21 protein-coding genes are annotated in these 23,511 nt (G+C 55.0%); 13 read left to right on the top strand and 8 right to left on the bottom strand.

The window, feature by feature from the left end; translation table 11 throughout:
• Window positions 1-56: 56 nt before the first annotated feature.
• The 4 genes from Mal52_RS01380 to Mal52_RS01365 all read right to left on the bottom strand — a co-directional run bounded on the left by Mal52_RS01380 (window position 57) and on the right by Mal52_RS01365 (window position 4,642).
• Window positions 57-1,241, bottom strand: coding sequence for an N-acetylglucosamine-6-phosphate deacetylase (locus Mal52_RS01380; protein ID WP_231962496.1), 1,185 nt, complete (start codon window positions 1,239-1,241; stop codon window positions 57-59).
• A 139-nt stretch (window positions 1,242-1,380) separates the two neighbouring features.
• Window positions 1,381-2,748: an aspartate aminotransferase family protein gene (locus Mal52_RS01375; RefSeq protein ID WP_145373820.1), complete on the bottom strand. Its 1,368-nt coding sequence runs from the start codon at window positions 2,746-2,748 to the stop codon at window positions 1,381-1,383.
• A gap of 402 nt (window positions 2,749-3,150) precedes the next feature.
• Entirely contained in the window at window positions 3,151-4,173 is a 1,023-nt protein-coding gene (locus tag Mal52_RS01370; RefSeq protein WP_231962495.1) for a DUF3500 domain-containing protein, read from the bottom strand.
• A 121-nt stretch (window positions 4,174-4,294) separates the two neighbouring features.
• Window positions 4,295-4,642, bottom strand: coding sequence for a histidine triad nucleotide-binding protein (locus Mal52_RS01365; RefSeq protein WP_145373818.1), 348 nt, complete (start codon window positions 4,640-4,642; stop codon window positions 4,295-4,297).
• Window positions 4,643-5,414: 772 nt separating this feature from the next.
• Between Mal52_RS01365 and Mal52_RS01360 the strand changes: the two genes are divergently transcribed.
• Entirely contained in the window at window positions 5,415-6,893 is a 1,479-nt protein-coding gene (locus tag Mal52_RS01360) for a HEAT repeat domain-containing protein (protein WP_145373817.1), read from the top strand.
• Between the two features lie 129 nt (window positions 6,894-7,022).
• Here Mal52_RS01360 and Mal52_RS01355 read toward each other — a convergent pair whose 3' ends face one another.
• The 3 genes from Mal52_RS01355 to Mal52_RS01345 form a co-directional block, all read right to left on the bottom strand.
• Complete coding sequence (locus Mal52_RS01355; protein ID WP_145373816.1) at window positions 7,023-9,743, bottom strand: cadherin repeat domain-containing protein; 2,721 nt, start codon at window positions 9,741-9,743, stop codon at window positions 7,023-7,025.
• A 388-nt stretch (window positions 9,744-10,131) separates the two neighbouring features.
• Complete coding sequence (yaaA, locus tag Mal52_RS01350; protein ID WP_145373815.1) at window positions 10,132-10,935, bottom strand: peroxide stress protein YaaA; 804 nt, start codon at window positions 10,933-10,935, stop codon at window positions 10,132-10,134.
• Window positions 10,936-11,048: 113 nt separating this feature from the next.
• Window positions 11,049-11,561 carry a DinB family protein gene (locus Mal52_RS01345; RefSeq protein WP_145373814.1) on the bottom strand — a complete coding sequence of 171 codons (513 nt, stop codon included), beginning with the start codon at window positions 11,559-11,561 and terminating at the stop codon, window positions 11,049-11,051.
• A 222-nt stretch (window positions 11,562-11,783) separates the two neighbouring features.
• Here Mal52_RS01345 and Mal52_RS01340 point away from each other — a divergent pair, with 222 nt between their 5' ends.
• The 3 genes from Mal52_RS01340 to Mal52_RS01330 all read left to right on the top strand — a co-directional run bounded on the left by Mal52_RS01340 (window position 11,784) and on the right by Mal52_RS01330 (window position 14,219).
• Entirely contained in the window at window positions 11,784-12,218 is a 435-nt protein-coding gene (locus Mal52_RS01340; RefSeq protein WP_197533631.1) for a nuclear transport factor 2 family protein, read from the top strand.
• A 166-nt stretch (window positions 12,219-12,384) separates the two neighbouring features.
• Window positions 12,385-13,008, top strand: a complete 624-nt coding sequence (locus Mal52_RS01335; protein ID WP_145373812.1) for a hypothetical protein — start codon at window positions 12,385-12,387, stop codon at window positions 13,006-13,008.
• Window positions 13,005-14,219: a class I SAM-dependent methyltransferase gene (locus Mal52_RS01330; protein ID WP_145373811.1), complete on the top strand. Its 1,215-nt coding sequence runs from the start codon at window positions 13,005-13,007 to the stop codon at window positions 14,217-14,219. Before Mal52_RS01335 ends, Mal52_RS01330 begins: the two co-directional genes overlap by 4 nt.
• Here the strand turns inward: Mal52_RS01330 and Mal52_RS01325 are convergent, their stop codons facing one another.
• Complete coding sequence (locus tag Mal52_RS01325) at window positions 14,220-14,423, bottom strand: hypothetical protein (protein WP_145373810.1); 204 nt, start codon at window positions 14,421-14,423, stop codon at window positions 14,220-14,222.
• Window positions 14,424-15,078: 655 nt separating this feature from the next.
• Between Mal52_RS01325 and Mal52_RS01320 the strand changes: the two genes are divergently transcribed.
• The 9 genes from Mal52_RS01320 (at window position 15,079) to Mal52_RS01280 (ending at window position 23,430) form a co-directional block, all read left to right on the top strand.
• Window positions 15,079-15,336 carry a hypothetical protein gene (locus Mal52_RS01320; protein WP_145373809.1) on the top strand — a complete coding sequence of 86 codons (258 nt, stop codon included), beginning with the start codon at window positions 15,079-15,081 and terminating at the stop codon, window positions 15,334-15,336.
• Window positions 15,337-15,465: 129 nt separating this feature from the next.
• Complete coding sequence (locus Mal52_RS01315; protein WP_145373808.1) at window positions 15,466-16,281, top strand: N-acyl amino acid synthase FeeM domain-containing protein; 816 nt, start codon at window positions 15,466-15,468, stop codon at window positions 16,279-16,281.
• A 46-nt stretch (window positions 16,282-16,327) separates the two neighbouring features.
• Entirely contained in the window at window positions 16,328-17,452 is a 1,125-nt protein-coding gene (locus tag Mal52_RS01310) for an ABC transporter permease (protein WP_145373807.1), read from the top strand.
• Window positions 17,453-17,462: 10 nt separating this feature from the next.
• Window positions 17,463-18,209, top strand: coding sequence for an ABC transporter ATP-binding protein (locus Mal52_RS01305; protein ID WP_145373806.1), 747 nt, complete (start codon window positions 17,463-17,465; stop codon window positions 18,207-18,209).
• A gap of 105 nt (window positions 18,210-18,314) precedes the next feature.
• Window positions 18,315-19,466, top strand: a complete 1,152-nt coding sequence (locus Mal52_RS01300; protein WP_145373805.1) for an HlyD family secretion protein — start codon at window positions 18,315-18,317, stop codon at window positions 19,464-19,466.
• A gap of 55 nt (window positions 19,467-19,521) precedes the next feature.
• A complete protein-coding gene (locus Mal52_RS01295; RefSeq protein ID WP_197534587.1) occupies window positions 19,522-20,541 on the top strand; it encodes a patatin-like phospholipase family protein in 1,020 nt (339 codons plus the stop codon).
• A gap of 136 nt (window positions 20,542-20,677) precedes the next feature.
• Entirely contained in the window at window positions 20,678-21,385 is a 708-nt protein-coding gene (locus tag Mal52_RS01290; protein ID WP_145373803.1) for a class I SAM-dependent methyltransferase, read from the top strand.
• Window positions 21,386-21,445: 60 nt separating this feature from the next.
• Window positions 21,446-22,357, top strand: coding sequence for a ThiF family adenylyltransferase (locus Mal52_RS01285; protein WP_145373802.1), 912 nt, complete (start codon window positions 21,446-21,448; stop codon window positions 22,355-22,357).
• A 14-nt stretch (window positions 22,358-22,371) separates the two neighbouring features.
• Window positions 22,372-23,430 (top strand): fatty acid desaturase family protein, encoded by a 1,059-nt coding sequence (locus tag Mal52_RS01280; protein ID WP_145373801.1) that lies wholly within the window; start codon window positions 22,372-22,374, stop codon window positions 23,428-23,430.
• Window positions 23,431-23,511 lie beyond the last annotated feature (81 nt).

Raw genomic sequence — 23,511 nt, 5'->3', positions numbered from 1 at the left:
GGGAAAACCAGCAAGGACTGTGCCGAAATGAGTTTTCCTCGCTCCACCGGCTGGCATCAGCCGCCATGCCGGTATTCACCACCAAACAATGTTGCACGGATGTCCAGGCAATTTGACTCAGGCGAAACGTGGAACGTGATCAAGTCTGCTCGAGAACCGGGCAGAAGTTCGATCGTTTCCAGCCCCACCAACCGCGCGGGGACTCGTCCCGCCATATCGATCGCCTCTTTCAAAGATACGCCGCCCAGACGCATAGCGTTGGCAACACAGGCATCGGTACAAAGAGTGGAACCGGCGAGCAGTTGATCCTGTCCGGCAATCACAATCCGGCCATCGGCCAAAACTTCGACGTCAACGCCCGCATTACGATACTCACCCGGCGGGCATCCCGCTAAGCCGGCCGCATCGCAGGTCAGAATCGTCCGCTGGGGCGACTTCACGCGGAGAATCGTCTTCACCACACTGGCGGGCAGGTGATGTCCGTCGCAGATGATACTGGTATGCAGGCGGTCTTCGGCCAGTTGCTCCCAGATATAATTAGGATGCCGCCGCAGCATGCCGTGGGCACCATTGCCCAAATGCGTGCTCAGCGTAGCGCCGGCATCGGCAGCGGCGCGAATGTCCTCCGGTGTGGCCGCCGTATGCCCAATGGAGACAGTCACACCCGATTTGACCGCACGGCGAATCAACTCAATCGCGCCGGGTACTTCGGGTGCCAAGGTTAAGAGTTTAATGCGGTTGCCGGAGATCTCTTGCAGGCGAGAAAACTCATCCCAATCGGCGTCGCGGACATACTCCAAACCATGCGCCCCGCGCGGTCCATCTTCGCGCGAAATGTACGGACCCTCCAAATGGCAACCGGGGGCCATTTCCGCAACCCACGCTTCTTGTTCACAAGCTTGGCGAATTGCTGTGAACCCGGAAGCTAGATTCTCGAATGAGTTGGTGATCAACGTCGGAAATATCCGCGTAACACCGTGCGCGAAATGCGGTATCAGCGTGCCGATGATATCTTCGGCAGTCAGTCCCGGTTGCGAATACCAGATGCCCCCATGGCCGTTGATCTGTAAATCAAACATCCCCGGTGCGACATACGGCCACTCTTCAATGGGGCCGGTTGGGCGCGCGGGTTCGATGGTGGCAATCCGCCCCTGATCAATCGAAATGCGGACCGGCTCTCCGGTATCGTAACGGCGTCCCTCAATAAACATCACAGCCTCATGGTTTCCGATAGCGTTCACGCAAAGTTTAGTATGCTTCTACAAGTTGTAAGTAAGTAGGGCAGGCTCCCGCCTGCCGCCGGATTTGCCAAGCCACGTCCAACGTATCATCCGGCAGGCGGGAGCCTGCCCTACGATCTATGTGGTGAGATCGTTGAAGCTACTCCGACAGGCCTTCGTCGCGGAGGCGGTCGATCATGTGGTCGAAGGCAGCGACGGTTTGTTGGATGTCCTCGTCGCTATGCGCTGCTGAAGTCATGGCTTTCCAGCCGAAAAAGTCAACGCCATTGAGCAACAACGCCATGCGGAAGGCGCTGGAGAGCCTGCGATCAAAGCTGATGTCCAGTTTTTCCAACTGGTTGTCGTGCGGAATGAAATCGTCGCTCTCGGGGCGGGGACCCGTGTAGTTCGGCAAGATATTGACGGCCGAAAATTCTCCATACGCCACCCACGGCGCATTCTTGCGGGCGAAGACCTCGTTGATCTCCGTACGGAGCCGTCGTGCGACCTCGTTGGCATGCGTGCAAGGCTCGCCGGTGGAGACGATTTCCAAAGCAGCAATCCCGGCTGCGGCGGAAAGCGGATTGCCGTTGAACGTGCCGGGGTGCTTCATTTTTTTGCCGTGCGGATTGTCGAATTCCAGCGCCGCCATTAAGTCCGCACGGCCGGCCAGCGCGCCGCCGGGGAGTCCGCCGGCGAGGATTTTGGCCATCGTTGTCAGGTCGGGCACAAATTCGTAATACCCCTGTGCTCCACTGGGATGCACACGAAACCCGGTGATCACTTCGTCGCAGACCAGGATCACCCCCTTACGCTCGGTCAATTCGCGCAAGCCGCGGAGAAACTCGCCCCGTACGGGAACAGCCCCGAAGTGCCCGCCGGTCGCTTCGACAAACACGCAAGCCGGGTCGTGCTCGTCAATGGCCTGTTCTAAGGCAGCCAAATTGTTGGGCGGCACAATCACCAAGTCGCCCATCACGCTATCGGTCACACCCGGCATGGCGTAGCTACCGGTATCGTGCGGAGCATCCGCGCCGGGGATCAAACCATCATGCCAACCGTGAAAATGGCCGGCGAATTTGATCACCTTCGTTTTGCCGCTGACGATGCGAGAGACACGAAGTGCCATCAATGTCGCTTCGGTGCCGCTGTTGACGAATCGCACCCGCTGGGCCGAAGGAACAAGTTTGATGACCCATTCCGCCCAGCGCATTTCTGATTCGTGACAGGCACCATAGTGCGTGCCAAGCGCCGCTTGTTTTTGGACGGCAGCGACGACGGCCGGGTGGCTATGCCCCAACAACATCGATCCGTGCCCCATCCAATAATCGACCAATTCACGACCTTCGACGGTTTGCTTGCGCGATCCCGCAGCCGAATGGACATAGACAGGAAACGGTTCTAGATACCGCGCATCATGCGTCACGCCGCTGGGAAACGTCTCACGGCCTTGCTGAAAATGCTTTGCCGATTCCGGAAACGCATCGCGGTACTCTTGTTCCAACGCACTGCTGACGACTTGACTCATCGGTCGACCTCATGAAAAACACGAACGTGTGAGCCTTAAGGGATGACGTTCGATTAGGGAATAAGAGCCGTTAAACATCCGGTGTGGCCTGCTACCGCAATGTCAGCAAAAAAACTGAACCTCGAAAAAAACGAAACACTCGAAAAAGAACCTAAGTTATTTTCATCCAAGTTTTGTTTTTTAAGTTCTACTTCAGCGCCGCAAGTCTATGTCGTTTCCTCTGTCTTTTTTTCGTGTATTTCGCGTCTTTCGTGGTTTATCTGTTAGAGGCAAACTCAAAAGCCGGGAATGGCGAAAAGATTTTGGATGTTAGTAGCACGGACGACGAATCACCGTTCTTTTCGTGGTTAAAAACTCTTTTGTGATTGCGGCTGCAGACGGCGTAACCTTGACCGGAATCATTTACTGATTGCGGGCGACATCGAAATCGCCGCTGAGGTTGCGCCAGATGGAATGAATGTGATTGGCGGAGTTTTGGGTGTTGTTGTATTCGACAATAAAGGTCGGTCCCTGCAACCGGTACGCGTGCGGTTCGTTCCGTTCGCGACCGCCCCACCAAGCGAGAGTAATGTCGTCTAAACCGGCCGCCTTCAATTCCGCGTGCCGCTGCTGCGAAATGTCTTGCGGCATGTTCCGCAGATATTCGCTGAGCAGTGCGGATAATAGTTTTTGTTGTTCGTCACTCATGTCGCGATAGGCTAAGCCAATCGGATCGGTGACCACCGGTTGCGATTCGCCAGCGCCCCGGATGTCTCTGTCCGCCTTTTCACTGATCCAGATTGTTTTTAGCTGCTGCGGAGTGCTGATGTTGACGATTTGCCGTGCGAAATCTTCTTCGGCCGCCAACACACGAATTTCCCGTCCCGGTCCGGCACTGATGTAGCCAGGATTGGCGCCAAAGAACTCCGGTGTACTCGAGACGACATTGCCATCTTGGACGACAAAATTCAACGACAGGTGATGCCCTTCCAGTCGCCAGCCCCATTTCCCTTGCGGGTTCGGCTTACCGAACAGGCTCAGATAATACTTGTCCGGGTCGCGGCGTTCGCGACGTTCTTGCCGGTCCCCTTGTTCAAGCAGGTAGACCACCTCTTCGAGGCTCATTACATCCAGTGCCTGCGTATAACCGGCATCCGACAGGCCCGATTGAATCAGGTTGTGAGCCGCCTTGAGTGCCTCCCCTTCCAGGTCTTTCAGCGGAAGACCTTTCCGCTCGCGGGGAATGAAATGCCAGTTCAAGCGTTCCTCGTCGTCGAATTGAAACTCCGCTTTGCTGCGCTGTTTGGCATTGAGAGAGTTCTCAAATTTGGTGGCGGCGGCAATCATCCGCTCTCCCGAAGGAACGTCCCCCTCGGCTCCGGCCCACAACAACGTTCCCATGGCGGCCATGACAACAAAGGCAATCAGAGGTTTAGTCGATCGCATGCGGTGTTCCTTAAAATTCATGAGCGATGTCTTTGCAAAGGCGAATATCAACGGGGGTAGGATCTAATCAGTGAAACGAAGTACGGTTCTATTCCTCAGCGAGCAATTTCACCGTGCGGATTTATCCGGGCGGCCAAACCAAGCTGCGACCTCCCAGAATATGGATGTGCAGATGATCCACTGTTTGGCCTGCTCCGGGACCGTTGTTGACCACCAGACGAAATCCACTGTCCAATTCTAACTGTTTTGCCACGTCGCGGGCTACCAACAGCAAGTGACCCGCCAAGGCGGCGTCGCTATCTGCTAAATCCGCGACGGAAGGAATCTCCTGTTTAGGGATCACCAGCACGTGCGTGGGTGCTTGTGGATTGACGTCGCGAAATGCCAAGCAGAGGTCATCTTCGAAAACGATGTCTGCTGGAATCTCTTTATCAATGATTTTTTTGAAGATCGTTTTTTCGTCACTCATCGGACTCGCTCCCGCCGGGTCAATTCGCAACGGTCTCTAAACACGGTCCCGGTTCTAGAACATCTCAGTCCGGGAAAACCTGCGATTGCTGTGCTGAGCGTAGCAAATCGGCCGAGCGATCTCAATTCGTGTCTCGCGAATGAATCCCTGGACGGCGGCGAAATTTGGCGTTGTTTAAGCCAATGAATTGTGTCGCCCTTTCAGGGCTAAATCGCTCTACGGCCATCCAAACCCAGGGCGGCGGGGCGTTCGCTTCGCTCACGCACCCTTGCCCTGGGCTGACTTGTGTGGCCCCGTTGGGGCCTCGATTGAGGTGCAATAGCGGCCAAAGGCATAAATACACTTGGTACCGTCGAGTGGTCGCTGATCTCGCCCCGACGGAGCCATAACATGTCAGCCCAGGGCAAAGCGCAGCGACGCCCTGGGTTACGTTGACCGCCCATTGCGATCGTAATGGGACTGCGATCGTCATCGTTTCGGGACAGCCGCGAATGTCAATCTAGGCAAGAGACGTCAAGTCGGGCATAACCGGCGCAATTCCTTCAAATGGACCGGGTGCGCCAACCGATGTAAACCATACCCGTGGTCCTGCCGCGCAAGAATTGGTTTTGCGCAGGGGGGACCTCAACGACCAAATAACCTACCTGGATCCGACCCAGCCTCGAAACCCTTCCACCAAAATGCGGGAAGCGGTCTTCGAATTTGCGTTGCCTGAGCGCGCAGGGGATCGAGGTCTTGTTACTGAAAACGCCCCGCAGGGAGGCAGATCATCGTGTTAAAGAAATCATGGTCGGCTAGTCGGCTTCTGTCTGTCGTGACTGCCCTCGCAGTCATTCCCATCTTCTGGCCAACGACCGTATCGGCGGGGTGGTTCAAAGGACTCTTTCACAAAGAAAATCGAACCGAATACGATCCGGTGAAGATTAGTCCTCATTGCCAACAGTATTACGGATACTTCCCCACGTGTTGGCGGGTCTTTCCTCAAGACTTCCAAAACTGCCCGCCGGGGGGATTCTGTCCCAGTTCGCCGACGATGATGCAGCCGCAATATCCGGGTGACTCCGAGATGCCGGTTGACGTCCCGGCCCCCGAACCGGCCGACGACGGTGACCTGCCGGTCGATACTGGTGACGTCCCGGCTGAGGATGGGCCTCCGCCCGTGCCACCGGCTCTCCCTTATGAAGAACCGGCTGACGACGTCCCCACCGATATTAATCCGGTGCCGGATATTTCCGAAGATGCTCCTGCGTTGGACTTGCCTCCGGAAGCTCCGCCCGTTGAGTCGGAACCGGTCCCGGCCAATGATGAAGAAGCATCCAGCGATCTGTTTCTACCGCCGCGTACGCGACGGCAAGTGACCACGACCGAGCGAACCACGACAGCGTCTGAACAACCTGCGATTCAAGTGACGCGCAAACCGCGGCAGATCAATCGCCGCGAACCGTTGGTTCGGTTAGAGACCATTGAAACCCCGGCTGCTTCCGACATTGCAGTCGACGACCGTCGCCCGACATCCACTTTTCCGACAACGGCCCCGGCCCTACCGATTCCCCTGGAAGCAGAAGGGGACGTCGCTGATCTGTTGCAAGCACTGAGCAACCCAAACGCACCCAATCGAGACAAACTTGTCTATCGGTTGGGAATGATGAAAGAGGAAGCGGCCCCCGCGGTTCCCGCATTAACGGTCTTGCTGCACGATGCCGACGCCAAGGTGCGCATGCACTCTGCGTTGGCCTTGTGGCGGATCACCCATAAAACCGAGTTTGCGGTCCCCACACTTTCCAACGGGCTGAGTGACGGCGCCAATTCGGTGCAGTCGTTGGCAGCAGTCGCCTTGGGCGAGATTGGTCCGCCAGCCGAAAAAGCAGTCCCGATGCTCGTCTCTGCGTCAGAATGCGAAGTGACGCCGGGCAATTTGCAAGCGGCTGAAGCCTTGTGGAAGGTGGCCGGCAAAAATGCGAACTCCATTGCCGTATTGACCAGCGCCTTGGACGATGCCGACGCCGACGTCCGTTGGGTTTCCGCCTATGCCTTGGCAGAGATCGCACCCAACAGCAATGTCGTGGTGAAAGCTTTGGCAGCTCGGCTGAGTGATGAGAATGCTCGCGTGCGAGAAGTTTCCGCCTTCGCCTTAGGGGCTGTCGGTTCGCCGTCGAAAACGGTCGTTCCGGAATTGCTCGAAGCAATGAACGACGATAACCCAGGCGTACGCAATGCGGCCACACGCGCCTTGCTGCTCATCGACCCGTAAAGCATGGGCTGGTTCATCAGGCTACCAGCGATAAAAAAACAAACGGGACGGAGGTGACGCTGATGTCCCTCCGCCCCGTTTTTTTATGTCTAAGGTTTTTACGTCTCGAGTGACGTCAGCCGCTTGCGACTACCTGCGGTGTTTAAACCAAGAGGAGACCAGCAAGACCGTTGCGACGGCACCTGTTCCCAAAGCCCCCCAGCCCAGCGAGGACTGCGAGGCATTGGCCCCCAATCCGCCCAGCCACAGGAGCATCGCGAAACTGACTCCAAACAGCGCCAGCGAACCCAACAGCAGTTTACTTCTGAGAAATTTCTTGCGGGAGTAATTCGCAAGAGTTGTTCGAGTGGATTGATTCGCCACTGAGCGGAGTGTATTCAGTTCCGTACGGGCCGCCCACTTTTGTTGCATCTCTTCGGTAACGTGCTCATCGGTAGCGGGGTCATCGGTAAAGAGTTCACCAGGCGATGGCTTGGCGTCGAGAAGTCCATAGTCAAATTCCATGTCGCTTACAGCCGTCGATGTCATGGCCTCGTCTTGCAAAGAGGCTTTCGTGGCCATTCCGCTTGGAGAAGGTTCGCCGGTACTGCTATCGAATTGTTGTTCCAGTTCCTGGATCTGCGCTTGTCGTTTGTCCCAGGCAGCCATCGCATGGGCTCCGGCAACGTTATCTTCCTCAGATGGAGGTAAGTCATCTCCGCCTCCCTGTTGCGATTCGTCAAAAGTGTCAATCAGCGACACTTTCTGCAAAACTTCCTCCAGACGCGTATCCATTTTAGAACAGGTATCGATCAGCTCGCGATCGCGTTGCTCCATCGTTTCCTGCAATGTCCCCAAGCGTTGGTGTTGCACGGCGAATTGGCGGCGCACCGAATCTAAAGTCTCGCCGGCGGGGCCTGTTACAGGTGCAGGAGCAGCAGCCATGGCCATTTGTTTTTGTAGTATTTCATCGCCATGTTGCAGCACAGTGTCAGTCGAGCGGAGTTCCTCAGTTTGCCGCCCCAACAGCGACTTGAGTTTCTCGAATTCTCCAGTAAGCAGCCGCCGCGTAGCCATCAACTCATCGCGTTCGGCACGTAATTCATTAGAAAACGCGTCCAAACTCAGCATCCGCTCATGCAGCAATTCTTCATCGTGATGAGCGGCGGCAATGGATTTCCTAAGAGTCGCCGACATTCGCCGCTGACGCAAGGACGTCAGCACCAAGACTGCACCCCAAACGACCGCAGCACCTCCGATACAAAGTAGCAACCAACTCGCTGCCGCTCGTTTGTTGGATGCAGGAACGACATTCGTGGGTACCGCCGTTGCAACCGCGGCCGGTGCTGTGGCCGACGTTGCAACTTTGGGAGTCACGGGCGGAGCTGGTTTGGTTTTGGGGGTCGGCTTTGCTACAACCGCTGCCGTTTGGCTGTCCACGGGATGGGTCGTATCGTCGGTGTCTTCATTTTCTGCGGACATGGCCCGAATGGCGGCAGCCAGTGATGAATCTGCCTGGGCGATTCCCAAATCAATCGTGGCGGTCGCCGTGGTTGATGCTTCCGCACGGTCAGCGATGCTGATCGACAAGGCCGCTTGACGCGCGGACCGGGCATTTAGTTTTTCCGGAGAGACGACTGTCAGCTCACCGGTCTTCGGATCAATTGCAAAGGCACCGTCATCGTTTCCGTCGGTAATCCCGAACGTCAACTGCTCCCCCTGGTCCGGGTCATCTGCCGAGATCGTTCCGAGCACCGCGCCCGATTCGATTTGGCTAGGTAACGCAAACTCTTGGTTTCCAGCAACAGGTGGTTCATTCACATCGGTGAGTTGAATTTGCACCTCTGTCGTTCCGATGTCGCCTTGGGCGTCGCGAGCTTCGATGCCAATCTGTCGTTGTGGTGTCTGTTCAAAGTCCAATGCAGCGCTCTTTGCAACGCTGATTTCGCCCGTCCGTTCGTTGATAGTGAAAGCGTTGTCGTCATTGCCACGGACAATGGCATAAGTCAGCGCAGCTTCACCATCGGGATCAACCCCGGGGATACGACCGACAACCGTGCCGGGATCACTGGCTTCGGGCAGCGTAAACATTTCGGCGGCAAGTTGCGGCGGCTCGTTGATGTCCGTCACTTCGATGCGCAGCGTTTCTGAGAGGGCCGCTCCCCCGGCGTCGATGGCGACGACGTTCATTTCAAAGTAGGTTTGTATTTCATAGTCGAGTGCCGTGGGATCGAGGACCGTGATCTCACCAGTGCGAGGATCAATCTCGAACGGAGAGCGCGCGTTGTCGTTGTTGAATAAAAACAAATGCGTGTCACCCGCATCTGGATCAGAGACCAACACGCGGCCGACAACCACACTAGCGGCGCTATTCTCGGCGATTGACAGCGTTTGTGCTTCGAGTGCGGGAAACTCATTGACATTTTTAACAGTGATCGTCACGGAAAGTGTTTCGAGCAGTTGCTTGTCATCCTCGACGTTGATGCCTGATTTGCGCAATTCCGCAGCAAACCCGCTATCAAAACTGTCATCAAAATCTTCCGTCCCCTCGACCGTGATTTGCAGCACGTATTCGGGGTTGGTTTCGTAATCCAATCGGGAGGAATTTCGCACAGCGATCCGGCCGGTCTTGGCGTGGATCACGAACGTCTGGTGTTCGTTGCCACCAGTAATGGAATACGTTCGCAGCGATTGGTTGGCCCCTTTTTTCGAGGTGACCGTTCCCACTGTGGTTCCAATGGGACTATTCTCTGCGACGGAAAACCGCGGCCCTTGAGGTTGCCCCGGCGCATTGGCCGATTGTGTCTCATCCGACATGCCCGTTTGGGATGAAATGGCCAAGACGGTCGTGATGAAAAGAGAAATTCGCACGTCAATTGCCCCCCAACCAATGCCCTTTCATCGCGTGTCGGCGACGAAAATTCGGCTATTGGAGTTCAGGATGGTAGTAGTGTCCCCACACTGGTTCGTCATGTGCCCACTGTTCGTTACGCACAAAACCTTGCGGGTTTCGTGATCATGTAACTTCGATATTCATGACATTTCAGAATGGACGTTGCAGAATGAAGTCGCTGAACCGAGCCAAGTCGCTTGCGCGGTCTACGATATCGCGATACTTCACGGATTCCGAGAAATCCGCATCCGCATAAGACTCTAGCACCTGCCACGCGCGATGATGCTTTTTAGCAACCTCCAGCCCGCAGTTCAGAGAAGATTCGGGCGTCTCTACCGGAATCACCGGTCACTCGGGAGATGGCAATTATGCCGACCGTTTGGCTTTGCCCGGTGGTGGCGGTTGCGGGCGGGAGAAGACGATTTCATCCGCGGTCGACTCCGAGGCGACATATTGATAATCAGCCTCGGCGAACTGATTCAAATCGGCCGGGTCGACGATGCGGTTGCGAATGATCCAAGCCGCCATCCGTCCCCGCGCCTGTTTGGCAAACGTCGCAATTGTCCGCGACTTGCCGCCTTTGATTTCCCGAAACACGACCGCGACGGTCCGGCCGTCGACCTGCCGAGGTCGTACCGCCTTGAAGTATTCCTGAGATGCCAGATTGACCAACACACGGTGTTTTTGCTGAGCCAAATCGGCATTGATCGATTGGGAAATCCGATCGCCCCAAAATTCATACAAATCCTTGCCCCGCCGCGTGGCGAGTCGCGTCCCCATTTCCAACCGGTACGCCTGCATCAAATCGAGTGGGCGTAACACGCCGTAAAGCCCTGATAGGATACGCAAATGACTTTGCGCAAATTTGAGGTCAGCCGCGCGAAACGAACTCGCCGCGAGTCCCGTATAGACCTCGCCGTCGAACGCCAGCACGGCCTGTTTCGCATTTTCTGGTGTAAAGGGAAGCGACCATTCGGCATACCGGTCGCGATTCAGCCGCGCTAAATCGCTGCTGATGCCCATCAACTCTCCCAAGGCCTTCATCGACATTCCGCGCAACTTTTTAATCAACTGCTGGGCATCGTCGGGAAATAGTGGCTCGGTGTATGTCTGCGTTTGTTGTTGCGGCGACAGATCGAGTGTTTTTGCCGGAGAGAGCAGTATCAACATTGCGGGACGATCGTTTTTTGAGAAATAGCGTTAGACGAGGAGTGCTCTTGCCGACGAATGGGTTGGCGAATTTTCCGACCAGGAATGTCGCAACATTTGTTTCCGTCCGCTTGTTAGGCCGGTCCGGCATCGTCGGCCGAGGGGCCATAGAGACCGGGAACTGGAACATCATTGACCCGCAAGTAGACGCACAAATGCGCGCGATGGTGGATCGTATGATTGAGAACCCAGGTTCGCAAGACAGCCAAGCGAGGCAAGGTCATGAGTTCTTGCCCTTGCCGTAATAGCGACCAAGGCTCAAACAGTTTTGCATCCTCGACGGTTTCCAGTAGTTGTCGGGCAGTGGCGACGTTTTTATCAAACAACGCCAACACCGCAGCTGTCGATGTTTCTACGGGGGATTGATAGGGCTGTCCCTCAACCGGTTCGACGTCGAGTGTATCGTGGCAAAGAATTTTCTCGACCCAGGCGGGAATGTCGGCCAGATGATTGGCAACCCAGCCGACGGTGTTAGATTTGTCATGGATTTTCCAGTCCCATTTCTCATCGGGAACCAGCTGCAGCACTTTGCGCGTATTTGCCATCTCCATATCAAACTCGGGAATCATCGTTTGGCCAATGTTCATGACGGGGTGACCTCAATGCGAATTGGTTGATGGAACTGGTGACGTGCTGACCGCCGATTTTATGGTCACGCCTTTCAACATGCAATTTCCAAAACTCCAGAACCCTGTGAATTGCAACTGCCAAGGATGTTACGCGGTTGTTGGGGAGCGCATCGGCTCATAGAATCAGCTGATCGTTCGGGACCTCGTTTTTTCTGTCTTCAGTCGGAAGTGAAAATCACCATGAAATATCGATTCGCCATCGTTCTGTTTGCGGTGTTGTTGTCCGGTGCCGATGCGCCGCCGAACCCACTTCAGAAAACACTGTTGGCACAAGAGTCAAAACTCATCGAAGCGATCAAACAGCAGGATCAAGCGACATTAAAAGCGCTGTTGGCCGAGGAGACGTTTGCTGTCACGTACGATGGCGGCCGCCAAGCCGGTCAGGACATCTTGCGTAGCCTGGAGCAGGTCACGATCACATCGTACACCGTGACCGACGTGAAGCTGGTCCAGGTCAGTCCCGACGTGGGTATTTTGACCTACAAATTCCGTTGGAAGGGAAGCCACGGCGATAAGCAGATTCCCCTCACCACCGTATACGCGACATCGACATGGGCCTTGCGGGACGGCAAGTGGCGCTCGGTCTTCTACCAAGAGACACCGGTCAAAAAGTGACCGGATGCAGTGACCGGTACCCGGTGGTGATTCCTCTTTTTCGCAACCCGTGGCAAAAGCACCTGCCGTGAGGCTCACCTTGCTGCGCGGGGCTGCGGTAATTACAGTAACGCAGCGGCAACTGCCGACCGAACGGTAGGGAAACGGGCTGACTTTGGAACTTTGTATGTCGATGCTGTTGTGCCACGAATGCTATAGCTGGGTCGAGCCTCGCGGCGGGCATTGCCCCGATTGTATGGCAGCGGTCGACATCAACGAAGCCGATCCACCCCTTTCCCGATTGCAGACGATCTTGGGTGAAGTCCGTGCGCCGTTGGGAGAAGTGACAGTCCGCCGTCGCGCGCTGCCCGCCCGAGGTTTGCTGTATGCCACAACCAACGGCTTGTATTTTTTGCCGCATCTCGTCGATGAACTCGCTGACCCAGAGCGAAATCACTCCGACGGCATGGTCCTTTGGTCGATCGCTTCGGCTTTGTGGGCCCCCTTGTCACTCTGTGCAATTTTTCTGAATTGGAGTCCCGACGAACTCTCCCGCGCGACTACATTCCACCCGCAACGCTTGGCGCCGGAACAGGCGGATGCCATGCCGCGATCATTGATGGAGAACCCCGGCGCGTTTTTTGTTCCCAGTGCGATGATACAATCCATTTCCCGCCGCTTTGGCGCATGGATCATTCACCGCGGTCACAGCACAAAATTGAAACTCGTACCTGCTTCACCGCGAGAGGCGTTCGATAAAAACATGTTCAACCTGATTGCAACGCCGCCCTGGAAACACGTGGTGACATGACGCATTCCTCTCCGGACGTGAACTTGTCCCCTGCTCTTCCCACAGAACTGTTTTCCCAAGCGCTGGCTGACGAGGTTTTCGTGCAGTGTACGCTGAGCAAACGCCGCTCCGCCTCGGATGTTGAATATCGCAAGGTCACCGCGCGGCTGGTGGCGATCAAGGAGCAGACGGCTGTTCAATTGACGTATCACTTCCAGAAAAAAGAGACGCACGAGAACCTTTCGGAACCGGAAGCAGCAGCGCGGTTGGGAGATCTGTTGCAAACCGAATTTGAACACGGGCATCTGTTCACCGCCAATTGCGACTACGTTGTGCGGGCGCGGGCGGATGGCTCGTACAAAGTCAAACGCCATGCACCGACCAAACAACCGTCCGTGCAATTGCATGACCGCGAGAAGCAATACTTGATCCCCGAAGGGACTGCCTGTCCGTTTCTGGTCGAGATCGGGGTCATGACCGCCGACGGAGCCGTGCGCGCCGCCAAACGCAAAAAGTTTCGGCAAATCAATCGCTACCTGGAGATCGTCAACGATATCGTAGAGCATCTTCCCCGCGACCGTCGTTTGCGGGTGATTGATTTTGGGTGTGGCAAAAGCTATTTGACCTTCGCCCTGCACCATCTGTTGACCGTGATCCACGACTTTGATGTGGAGATCACGGGCTTGGATCGCGAACCCAGCGTGATTGCAACTTGCCAACGAGTCGCCGAGAAACTGCATTGCCGGGGGTTGCGATTTGAGACAGGCAACATCGACCGCTTTGCAGACGAGGAGAAAGTGGACCTCTCGGTTTCATTGCACGCCTGCGATACCGCGACCGACGATGCCATTGCCCAGTCAGTGCGTTGGAAAGCCGAGGTCATCCTGGCAGTTCCGTGTTGCCAGCACGAATTCGCCACCTCAATCCAGAACCAGGAGCTGCGGGCATTGACCGCGCATGGAATTCTCAAGGAGCGGTTCGCGGCGGTTGCCACCGATGCGTTTCGGGCGACGGCACTAGGGATTTGTGACTATGCCACGTCGGTCGTCGAGTTCATCGACATGGAGCACACAGCAAAAAACGTACTACTGCGAGCGGTCAAGCAGCCTGTGAACCAAGCCCGGCGTACGGCGCTGATTGCCGAGTATCGCACTTTGAAGCAGCTGTTGTCGATCGAGCGGCCGCATCTGGAGCGTGTGTTGCCTGAGCTAGCAGAGCGGGTCGCCGAATAATCAAAGAATCACGGTATCCGAGCCGGGATCGTGGTCGAAATCCGCTGGATCGACGGCAGAGAGCCGCGTGATGGCATCGAGCAACGTCTGCAGTCGTTCGACTTCGGCGACAAGTTCTTCGACATGCTTACGCCAATGCGGATTGCAATATCCGGTTTGTAGGCGGTCTTTGATTTCGAGCAATTCTTCGTCGTTCATGGCCATGCTGATATTCCGATTAGCTTCATCCAGCCAAAAAAACTGCCCGCCGAGTTGCCTCGCAGCCTTGTCCTTCCGGGAAACTTTACGTAACCTCTCTACTCTATCACTTGCGCGATGTCAAATGGAATTGACGGCTACGCCAGTACATTAAAGGACATTGCTATTTACGAAAGCGAGTAAAATAGGAGTTTCGGGCCAACTCTCGCAAGGATGCAGTCTTTTAGGATTAAGTGGTTTTGCAGATTTCAGGGGAATCCCTGTTCTTCGTTCGTTGACGCGCTGCTATAACGCGCTTCGCGCTCCGGTAAGTTCGCGACGATTCAAACCACCCCTGTGCGCCCCCTCTCCTCTGACCGTTTCGGTCGTCTTATCCACATTCAAATCATAAACGTATCTCATTTGCATACGGGGCAATGCGCACCTGAATGCTTAAGAGAAACGGGAATTCATTCAATCATAGCTTTTTGTTTTAAGAGGCGATGGCCTCAAAACGTTGACATGGCCAAACAACCTTGTGGTCGCCGGATTATCGATGTACGGGTCAGACGTATGAGGAAAACTATGACCCCGATCACCGGTTCTCCCGGCAAAATGTGAACAATAGACGTGATACGCCCCGTAGTGACGGCATCGACAAGTCGATGAGATTGTTGGTCGTATGATTACGACCGATTTCAATGCCACCAACGAAGGGCGCGGCTTGCGTCCCGGACAATTGAAGGATTCAGAAACTTGGATTGAGCGAAGCCAATATCCGACACATCCAGGCGTTATCGTAACAATCGGCACAAGTCGTGTGACCGCTTTGGGGAATCGTGTGATTTCTACGGATGAGTTTGGTTATGGCAATTCGTTTGATTCCTTGAAGAACGACGCTGACAGTGACATTTGCGAATATTCCAGACACGTCTTGTGACATAAATTCCGTGGATGGATCCAGTTGCAGTTGAAAACCCGATTCGATTGTGTCGGCGACTGAGTATTAAATTGCACCCGGAAACCCCTTTCGTGGGGTTCGAGGACGTTAGACAGGAATCTGTAAGCTATGGTTGAAAAGACTTTACCCAAACTTCGTGGTTTCCCACGATGGACTAGATTTTCAACTGGAGCAGTCATGGTAGCCCCGGCCGAAGCAACTATGAACATTGCGGCCGATGTACCCGTTGCGCCTCTCAAGGAGATCTCGTATCGTATTGCGAGTACTCAATATGAGCGCAGGGCGGCCTTCAATCTGGTTTACGAAGCGTATGTCGAAACGGGTTTGATTGAACCCAACGATTTCGAAATGCGCGTGACACCGTACCATTTGTTGCCGACGACCAATGTTTTCATAGCGGTTTACCAGAACGAAGTCATCGGCACGGTCAGTTTGATCGGCGACGGTGAACTCGGTCTGCCGATGGATTGCATCTATGATCGAGAAGTCAACGGCCTGCGGGACCGCGGGTATTCGCTGGGCGAGGTCTCTTGTCTGGCGCACCGGCGTCAACAAGTGAAGCAGACATTGCCGTTGTTTGTGCAGATGACCCGGCTGATGGCTCAACATTCTCGCCAAAATGGCATGGATCAGTTTCTGATTGCCGTCCACCCCCGTCATGCTCAGTTTTACATGCGGTTTATGGGATTCGAGCAAATCGGCAGCCAAAAATCCTTTCCTTCGGTGCGAAATAATCCGGCTGTGGCGTGTGCCTTGAATTTCCCTCGTATTGATGTGGAACGGCCTGCCTGCTATAGCCAGTTCTTTGGGACAGCTATTCCCAGGGAAGAACTGCAGTCGACACCGATGAACGCCCTTGAGGTTGAAGAATTTGCTGATGCCGCACTGGAAGGCGGCTTAACTATCCCCAGTCTGATGTGTTAATCACCGACACACGGACGCCGACCTAGCCCCCGCTGGTGGTCGCGCGATGATTTCTTTTGCCCTAAAAATTCTGCTTTCGAATCGCGGAAAACTAATCACAGCTCTAACGGGAGTCATTTTCTCGCTAGTCTTGGTTAATGTTCAGGGCGGGTTGTATCTCGGGCTGATCCATAAAGCCAGTTTGCTGGTGGATCACACCGACGCCGATATCTGGGTGGGCAAGCACTTGGTCGAGAACGTCGACCTGGCCAACGACATTCCGGTCGAATGGCTCAATCGCATCCGCGGACTTGAGGGTGTTGCCCTAGCAGACCCCTATATCGTCCAGCCGAGTATTGCGACGCTCCCCGATGGCGGTTTCGAAACGCTGATGATTATCGGCATCGACCCGCTTTCTAAGATAGGAGCTGCGTGGAATGTTGACGAAGGCGGCGAGACATATGTCTACCGTCCCGATTCGATCACCATCGACCGACTCGATGCCCGCAAATTGGGGTATGCACAAATCGGCGACATTGTTGAAATTAGCGGCCATCGGGCAAAGATCACCGGGTTTACCGATGGCGTGATCGGTTTCATGACCACGCCCTACGTATTCACCAACATCGATTCCGCACGACAGTACGCCCAAATCCGTGAGGGTTATTGCTCGTACTTTTTGATTCAAGCCGCTGACGGTGTGAATCTCAATGAGCTGAGCGAAGAGATCCGGCATCTCGTGCCGAGTGCGAACGTATATACAGCGGCCCAGTTCCGCAAGATTTCTCAAGATTATTGGATGCACCGCACCGGAATTGGTATTAGTTTTGGTATGGCAACGGTCCTGGGGTTGTTAGTGGGACTGTTGATGGTGGCCCAAAGTTTGTATGCGCTCGCATTGGATCACGTCAACGATTTCGCGACGCTCAAAGCGATCGGTGCGGAGAACGGTCAGATTTTACAAGTGGTGTTGGTCCAGTCCTGTACGATTGCCGTGGTGGGCACGTTGATCGGCATGGGGATTGTGTGGGTGGCGGAGACGTATTGCTCCACGCCGCTGGCACCGATCGAAATTCCCATGATTTTGCGAGTAGCGGGGATTGGACTGGTCGCGACAATTTGCCTCGTGGCCTCTGTGTTGCCCTTCCAACGTTTACGTCGGATTGATCCGGCCATTGTACTTCAAGGATAAAACAAGTTCTGTGACTGACCACGTCATCCTATCTCGCGGTATTGAAAAGACCTATCGGTCCGGGGCGATCAAAACGACCGTCCTGCACGGGATCGACTTGGAGGTCATGCGCGGAGAGTGTGTATTTTTGGTCGGTCCCTCGGGAAGCGGGAAGACGACGCTGTTGTCGATCCTGGGATGTATATTATCTCCCGACAGCGGCACGTTACAGATCTTGGATCAGGATGTCAGTCGCCTGAATGCGAAACAGCAGGCGCGGTTTCGTCGCGAAAACATTGGATTTGTCTTTCAACGGTTTCATCTGTTTGACGGTCTGCGGGCTTGGGAAAACGTGAAGGTGGCGTTGGACCTGTTGGGATACCCCTCCCGATTGGCGCAATCCGAATCGCGGCGGCTGTTGGATTTGGTCGGCCTGTCGGATCGGGCGGATCATCGTTCGACACAATTGAGCATGGGCCAACGACAGCGGGTTGCCTTGGCGCGGGCTTTGGCCGGCGATCCCGATTTGATTTTGGCGGACGAACCGACCGCTTCGCTGGATGCCGAATCGGGCGCAAGTGCGATGAAGACATTGAACACGCTGGCCAAGTCATTGGGGAAAACGGTCGTCGTAGTCACGCACGACTCGCGGATTTTTTCGATGGCCGACCGAATTTTACATCTGGTCGACGGCCGGATTAACGAATCGACAACCGAACAAAAAGCACGCACGACAAACTTTGCCGGGCAAACGGTATCGGCGAATGATATCCGGTGATTATTAAAATTGCGGAGTCGGCAGAAACCTGACGGCGACCCGAACACCAAACAAAATTTTCAAAGACATAACACGCGGTCGTAATCGCGTCTCGAGGGCATAGCAATGCGGTGGTTATTATTAATCGTTCTCCCGATGGGCATCGGCGCTTTCGTGGCGATGACCTCGCCTGAGAAAATGCCGTGGCTGCACAATTGGTCAGTGGGTGCAGCGCCCGCGCCAGAAAAAAGAGAAACACCGGCCGTTTCGGTCAACAAACGGCCGCTAATCTTTGCCAGCGGTATCATCGAAGGGGCGCAGCGTGATGTCCCCTTGCGGTTCGAAATTGCCGGACGTTTGGCGAAGGTCAATGTCAACGAAGGCCAACAAGTCAAACAGGGAGAGGTGTTGGCCGTATTGGGTACGGAAACCTTAAAAAAACAACTCGAGTTCGCGCAGGCCAAATTGGCCCTGGCCAAAAGTGAACGGACCCGCCTTTCCAACGGCGAACGGCCCGAGACGATTGAGGTCGCTAAAAACGCGCTCGTCAAAATTCGCGTGCAGTTGGAAACCGCCAAGCAAGGGTATCAACGCGGTTTGGAACTGCAAAAGAAAAACGCCATTACGGCCGAGGCTTTCGAAGAACGCCGATCAGCCTATCAAGCGGCCCTTGCGGAACAGCAATTGGAAAACTCGCGGATCAAGGAAATCGAAGCTCCCGCTCGGGAGGACGATTTGATTATTGCCGACGCTAAAATCGCCCAGGCCGAAGCAGAATTGGGTGTCGCTCAAACCGAATTGAAAAAGGCGGAATTAGTCGCTCCCACAGACGGGATCATTCTCCGCGTGGGCCGCGAGCCGGGACAGATGGTCGGCCCTCAAGACTTGCAGCCATTGCTGGTCATGGTCGATGCGTCGCAAATGCGGACGCGGGCTTACGTGGAAGAATTGGATGCACTAGCTGTCAAACCGGGCCAGCACGCCTACGTAACGGCCGATGGTGATCCCGAGACAAAATTTCACGGCAAGGTGGTTTCCTGTTCGCCGTTGATGGTTCCCAAGAAATATATGAGCAACGAACCGGGCGAGCGTATCGACGTGAAGGTGCGTGAAGTTGTCATCGTGCTGGACGAGCAAAACACGCTGGTCGTCGGTTTGCCGGTTGATGTGTTTATCGAAACGGGTGAAGACCAGGAACCGGAAGCTTCGGAAAGCAAATCCGCTGCTCCGGAAGTCGTCACCACCGATAACGCAAAGAAACAAGAACAACGAAATTAAGAGCAGAAGCAACAACGATTCACACAAGATTTGTGGCTTCGGGGGGAGTCGGTTCATGGAATTAAATGTATGCATGTTAGGTGGCGGCACGCGATTGGCGGCCCATCTCGGCAGCTTGAAAGGGATCGACGAGCATGGCGGTCGCATTCGCGGCTGGGCCGGTGCGTCGGCAGGTAGCTTGGTTGCTTCCGTCCTGGCTGCTGGATTTTCGCATGACGAGGCGGTCGATCTCATGCGGGATACCGACTATCGCCAATTTTTAGATTTCCGGCCGTTGGGTATCGTCCGTGGTTATGGATTATGCGCCGGACGCCGTTTCGAACAATGGCTGGATAGCTTTTTAGAAGGTCGGCGTTTTTGTGATTTGCAGCACCCGTTGTCTGTGGTTTGCACCGACATTCAAACGGGCGAACCGTTCATTTTCTCGAATCAAACGACACCCGAAACAAAAGTGGCTACGAGTGTGCGGTGTTCGATCGGAATTCCAGGCATCTTTGCCGTGCGCCGCATGCAGGGTGCGATTTTGATCGACGGGTCGTTGGCAGCCATCGACGATGAGTTGTTGTTTCCCGGCAGTCCGCACGAGACGGTGACCATTCGGCTGGTGCGAAATCAAGTCGCCCGACTCGCACGCTCCAAGCAATTTGGACTCAAGACCTATGTACAACGCGTAGCGGGAATGTTGTTGGACGCCGCCGATGAACCGAGCATCTCCGGCGATCAATGGCGGCGGACCTTGTTGGTCCGCACCGGCGCACATTCGTCGGTGAACTTTGATCTTTCAGTCCAAGAGCGAGCGGAATTGTACGCGATGGGCTACGAACAGTCTCGGAACTTTCTCGACCTGTCGGGAACTGAAGTCCGGAAGAAGTCGGCCGCCCAACCGGCCGCGACAAAGGATTATCGCGATCTTGAGGAATTGGCCGAAGATGCGGTTCGATTGGCGTGTGATACGTCACGGACGGTCCGATTGCCAACCGCAGACGGTCCGTTGCCCACACCGGAAAAGAAGCGGGAACAGATTCCTCACAACCCTTATACAACGATGACAGGATTCGGATTCGATGCCCTGTAGCACGCTCTCGGTTCGCCGTTGTCAATCCATGGGCTAGATACATAGTGGGTTAGGTATCTACTACCACCCAAACTTAAAAACAGACCGAGTGGGATTTTGCTCGGTCTACAGTATTCGATTGAATAAGTTGGAAATCATGTACGAAGTCGACTCCAACACAGCCTCATTAGCCGCGTCCTCCGCTTCCCCGTCAGTCCGTCGGGTAGCGCGGGCATTCAACACGCCGTCGTGGTGGTACGACATCCGCGGCATGTTTCTGGTGACGTTCGCCTACAACTCGACGATCTGGAAACAGGTCTCGTTTTTCGAAGGCAACTTGTCGGAGAGTCATCTGGAAGTTCCGATCGGCAACGGCAGCGTGCTTGATATGTGCCTAAAGTACCGTCGGTTACGTAAACGGCCGACTCCCGGCGTGATTGCTATCGACGTTTCGTCTGCGATGATCGAATCGGCGACCAAGGCGTTCCGCAAGAGGGAGAACGTCACGGTGCAATACGGCGATGTAGGAAAACTCGATTTCAGCGACGGACAATTCCAGACGGTCAATATTGCCAACGGTTTCCACTGCTTTCCCGATCCCGGTTTGGCGCTGGATGAAATTTCACGCGTGCTGGCGCCCGGGGGCGTGGCGACGGCGAATGTTCTATTAAATCCCCGCGGATTGGCGCCGCTGCGTTGGTTTGCGAATCGGATCAATGGTTGGGCAATGCGGAAGGGAATTCTGATCAGTCCCTTTGATGCTGACCAGGCTCGCACGTTATTCACAGAACACGGATTTGAAATCATTGGCGATGAGGTCCGGGGCAATACGTTGTATTTGACGGTGAAAAAACCAGCGGCTTAATTCGCAGAACATTCGTGCCGCTTGGTCGACAACCCTCAGTCAAAGAATGAAATCACACACATGTCCGCAGCCACTCAAGCGATCCCGATCACCGATGCGACGCAACCTTGGTCATATGACGAAGCGTTTTCGCGGCATAGCGGATTGATCTCGCCCGAACAGCAACAAAAGCTCAGAAACAGTTGTGTGGCAATTGCCGGCATGGGGGGCGTGGGAGGGAGCCATCTAGCGACCTTGGCGCGATTGGGGATCACGCGGTTTCGTATCGCCGATCCCGATCATTACGACGTGGCCAACACCAACCGGCAATACGGCGCCAAGGCTTCGACTGTAGGAGAACCGAAGGTCGAGGTCATGTCGAAAATCGCTCGTGACATCAATCCGGAAATCGAAATCGACGCCTGGCATCGCCCGCTCGCCTTGGACAACTGTCACGAATTCCTGGACGGCGTGGATGTGCTGCTCGACGGCATGGACCTATTGAAAACCGACGTCCGACGGACGGTGTTCAAAGTCGCGGCCGAACAAGGAACACATGTGGTCACCGCCGGTCCCTTTGGATTCAGCATCGGTTGGATGGTGTTTGAACCGGGCGGCATTGGCTTTGACGACTATTTTGACATGCATGACGGGCAAACGCCGTTTGAGCAGATGTTGAATTTCATCGGCGGGTTGACGCCCGATACGCTGTACCTGAAATACATGGACGTCACCAAAGAACAATTTACGGATAAATCGATTCCCTCGCTGGGACTGGCCTGTCAAATGTGCGCGGGCGTGGCGGCGACGGAAGTGACAAAAATTTTGATCGGTGTGGGACGGGTCAAGGCGGCTCCCTACTATTTCCAATTCGATGCATTGCTGCAGAAGTTCCGGCATGGCAAGCTTCGCGGCGGCAATCGCCATCCTAAACAACGGCTCAAGCTGTGGCTCGCGAAACGTCAGTTTCGCAAAATGGGCCTACTGGATTAACGGGAGTCACGACGATGTCCACAACCACGAACGACGATCAAGCAACACAACTGGCAGAAACGCACGAGCTTGCCGCGACTGAGATGCAGGAAATCCTCTCCGGTCAAACGCAAACCCGCGGCGAGACAGACGCCGTCTCGCCGGGAGAAATCCGCCTTACGGATGAGTTTCGCCAGCGCCTGCGCGAATTGTCAAAACTCACTCCCGGGCGAGGCCTAGCGGCGATCGCTTGTGACTGGGCAATGATCGCCGCCTGCTTTACGGCAGCAATCATGTTTCCACATCCATTGGTATGGGTTGGCTGCGCGATTCTGATTGCGGCGCGACAGCATGCGTTGTTGATCATCATGCATGATGCATCGCATTTTCGTATTGTTTCCAGCCGCCGTTGGAATGACCGACTGAGCAATTGGTTGTTGGCCTGGCCGGTGTTGGTTTCGACCGAAGGGTACCGGGCCAACCACTTGGCGCATCACAGTCATCTGAACACCGACGACGACCCGGACTGGACTCGCAAAGAAGGCAAACCGGAATGGGAGTTTCCCAAGACCCGTTGGGCATTGGCCAAATTGCTGGCGCGCGATCTGTGCGGCGGCGGATTTTTGGACATGCTCAAAGCCATCGGTGATCTCTCCAGCCAAAAGCCCAAAGCGGACGAAGCTAAGCCGCGCCCCTGGGGCAAGTTGTGCTATTACGTCTTGTTGGCCACAGCTGTGACGGTCACCGGCATGTGGGTGCCCGTGCTGTTGTTGTGGTACCTGCCGGCCTTTACGATTCTGCCCGTGATTTTGCGATTGCGGAGTATCGCTGAGCATTTTGGGTTGGAAGGTGAACATGATTTGAACATGTCACGCAACTTCGCCGCAGGACCGGTGGAGCGATTGTTATTCGCGCCGCACAATGTGGGCTACCACCTGGACCACCATTTGTTCCCGTCGGTGCCGTATTACAATCTCCCGCAGTTGCATGCCGCACTGCTGAAGCATCCCGAATACGCCGACCACGCGCATCAAAACGATTCACTGCTGGGCTTGCGAGGCAAGAGCGTACTGAATGACGTCTTGCCTGCTTAAACGGCATTTCGCATGTTGCGTAGGTCATGCTGTGCATGACGTCAGGTCGTTTGATATACCTACGCCTCATGAACTGGGGGC

It is taken from the genome of Symmachiella dynata, assembly GCF_007747995.1.
In the GTDB taxonomy this organism is placed as follows: Bacteria; Planctomycetota; Planctomycetia; order Planctomycetales; family Planctomycetaceae; genus Symmachiella; species Symmachiella dynata.
The sequence above is the reverse complement of the archived record's forward strand: the minus strand, read 5'-3'. Positions and strand labels throughout refer to the sequence as shown.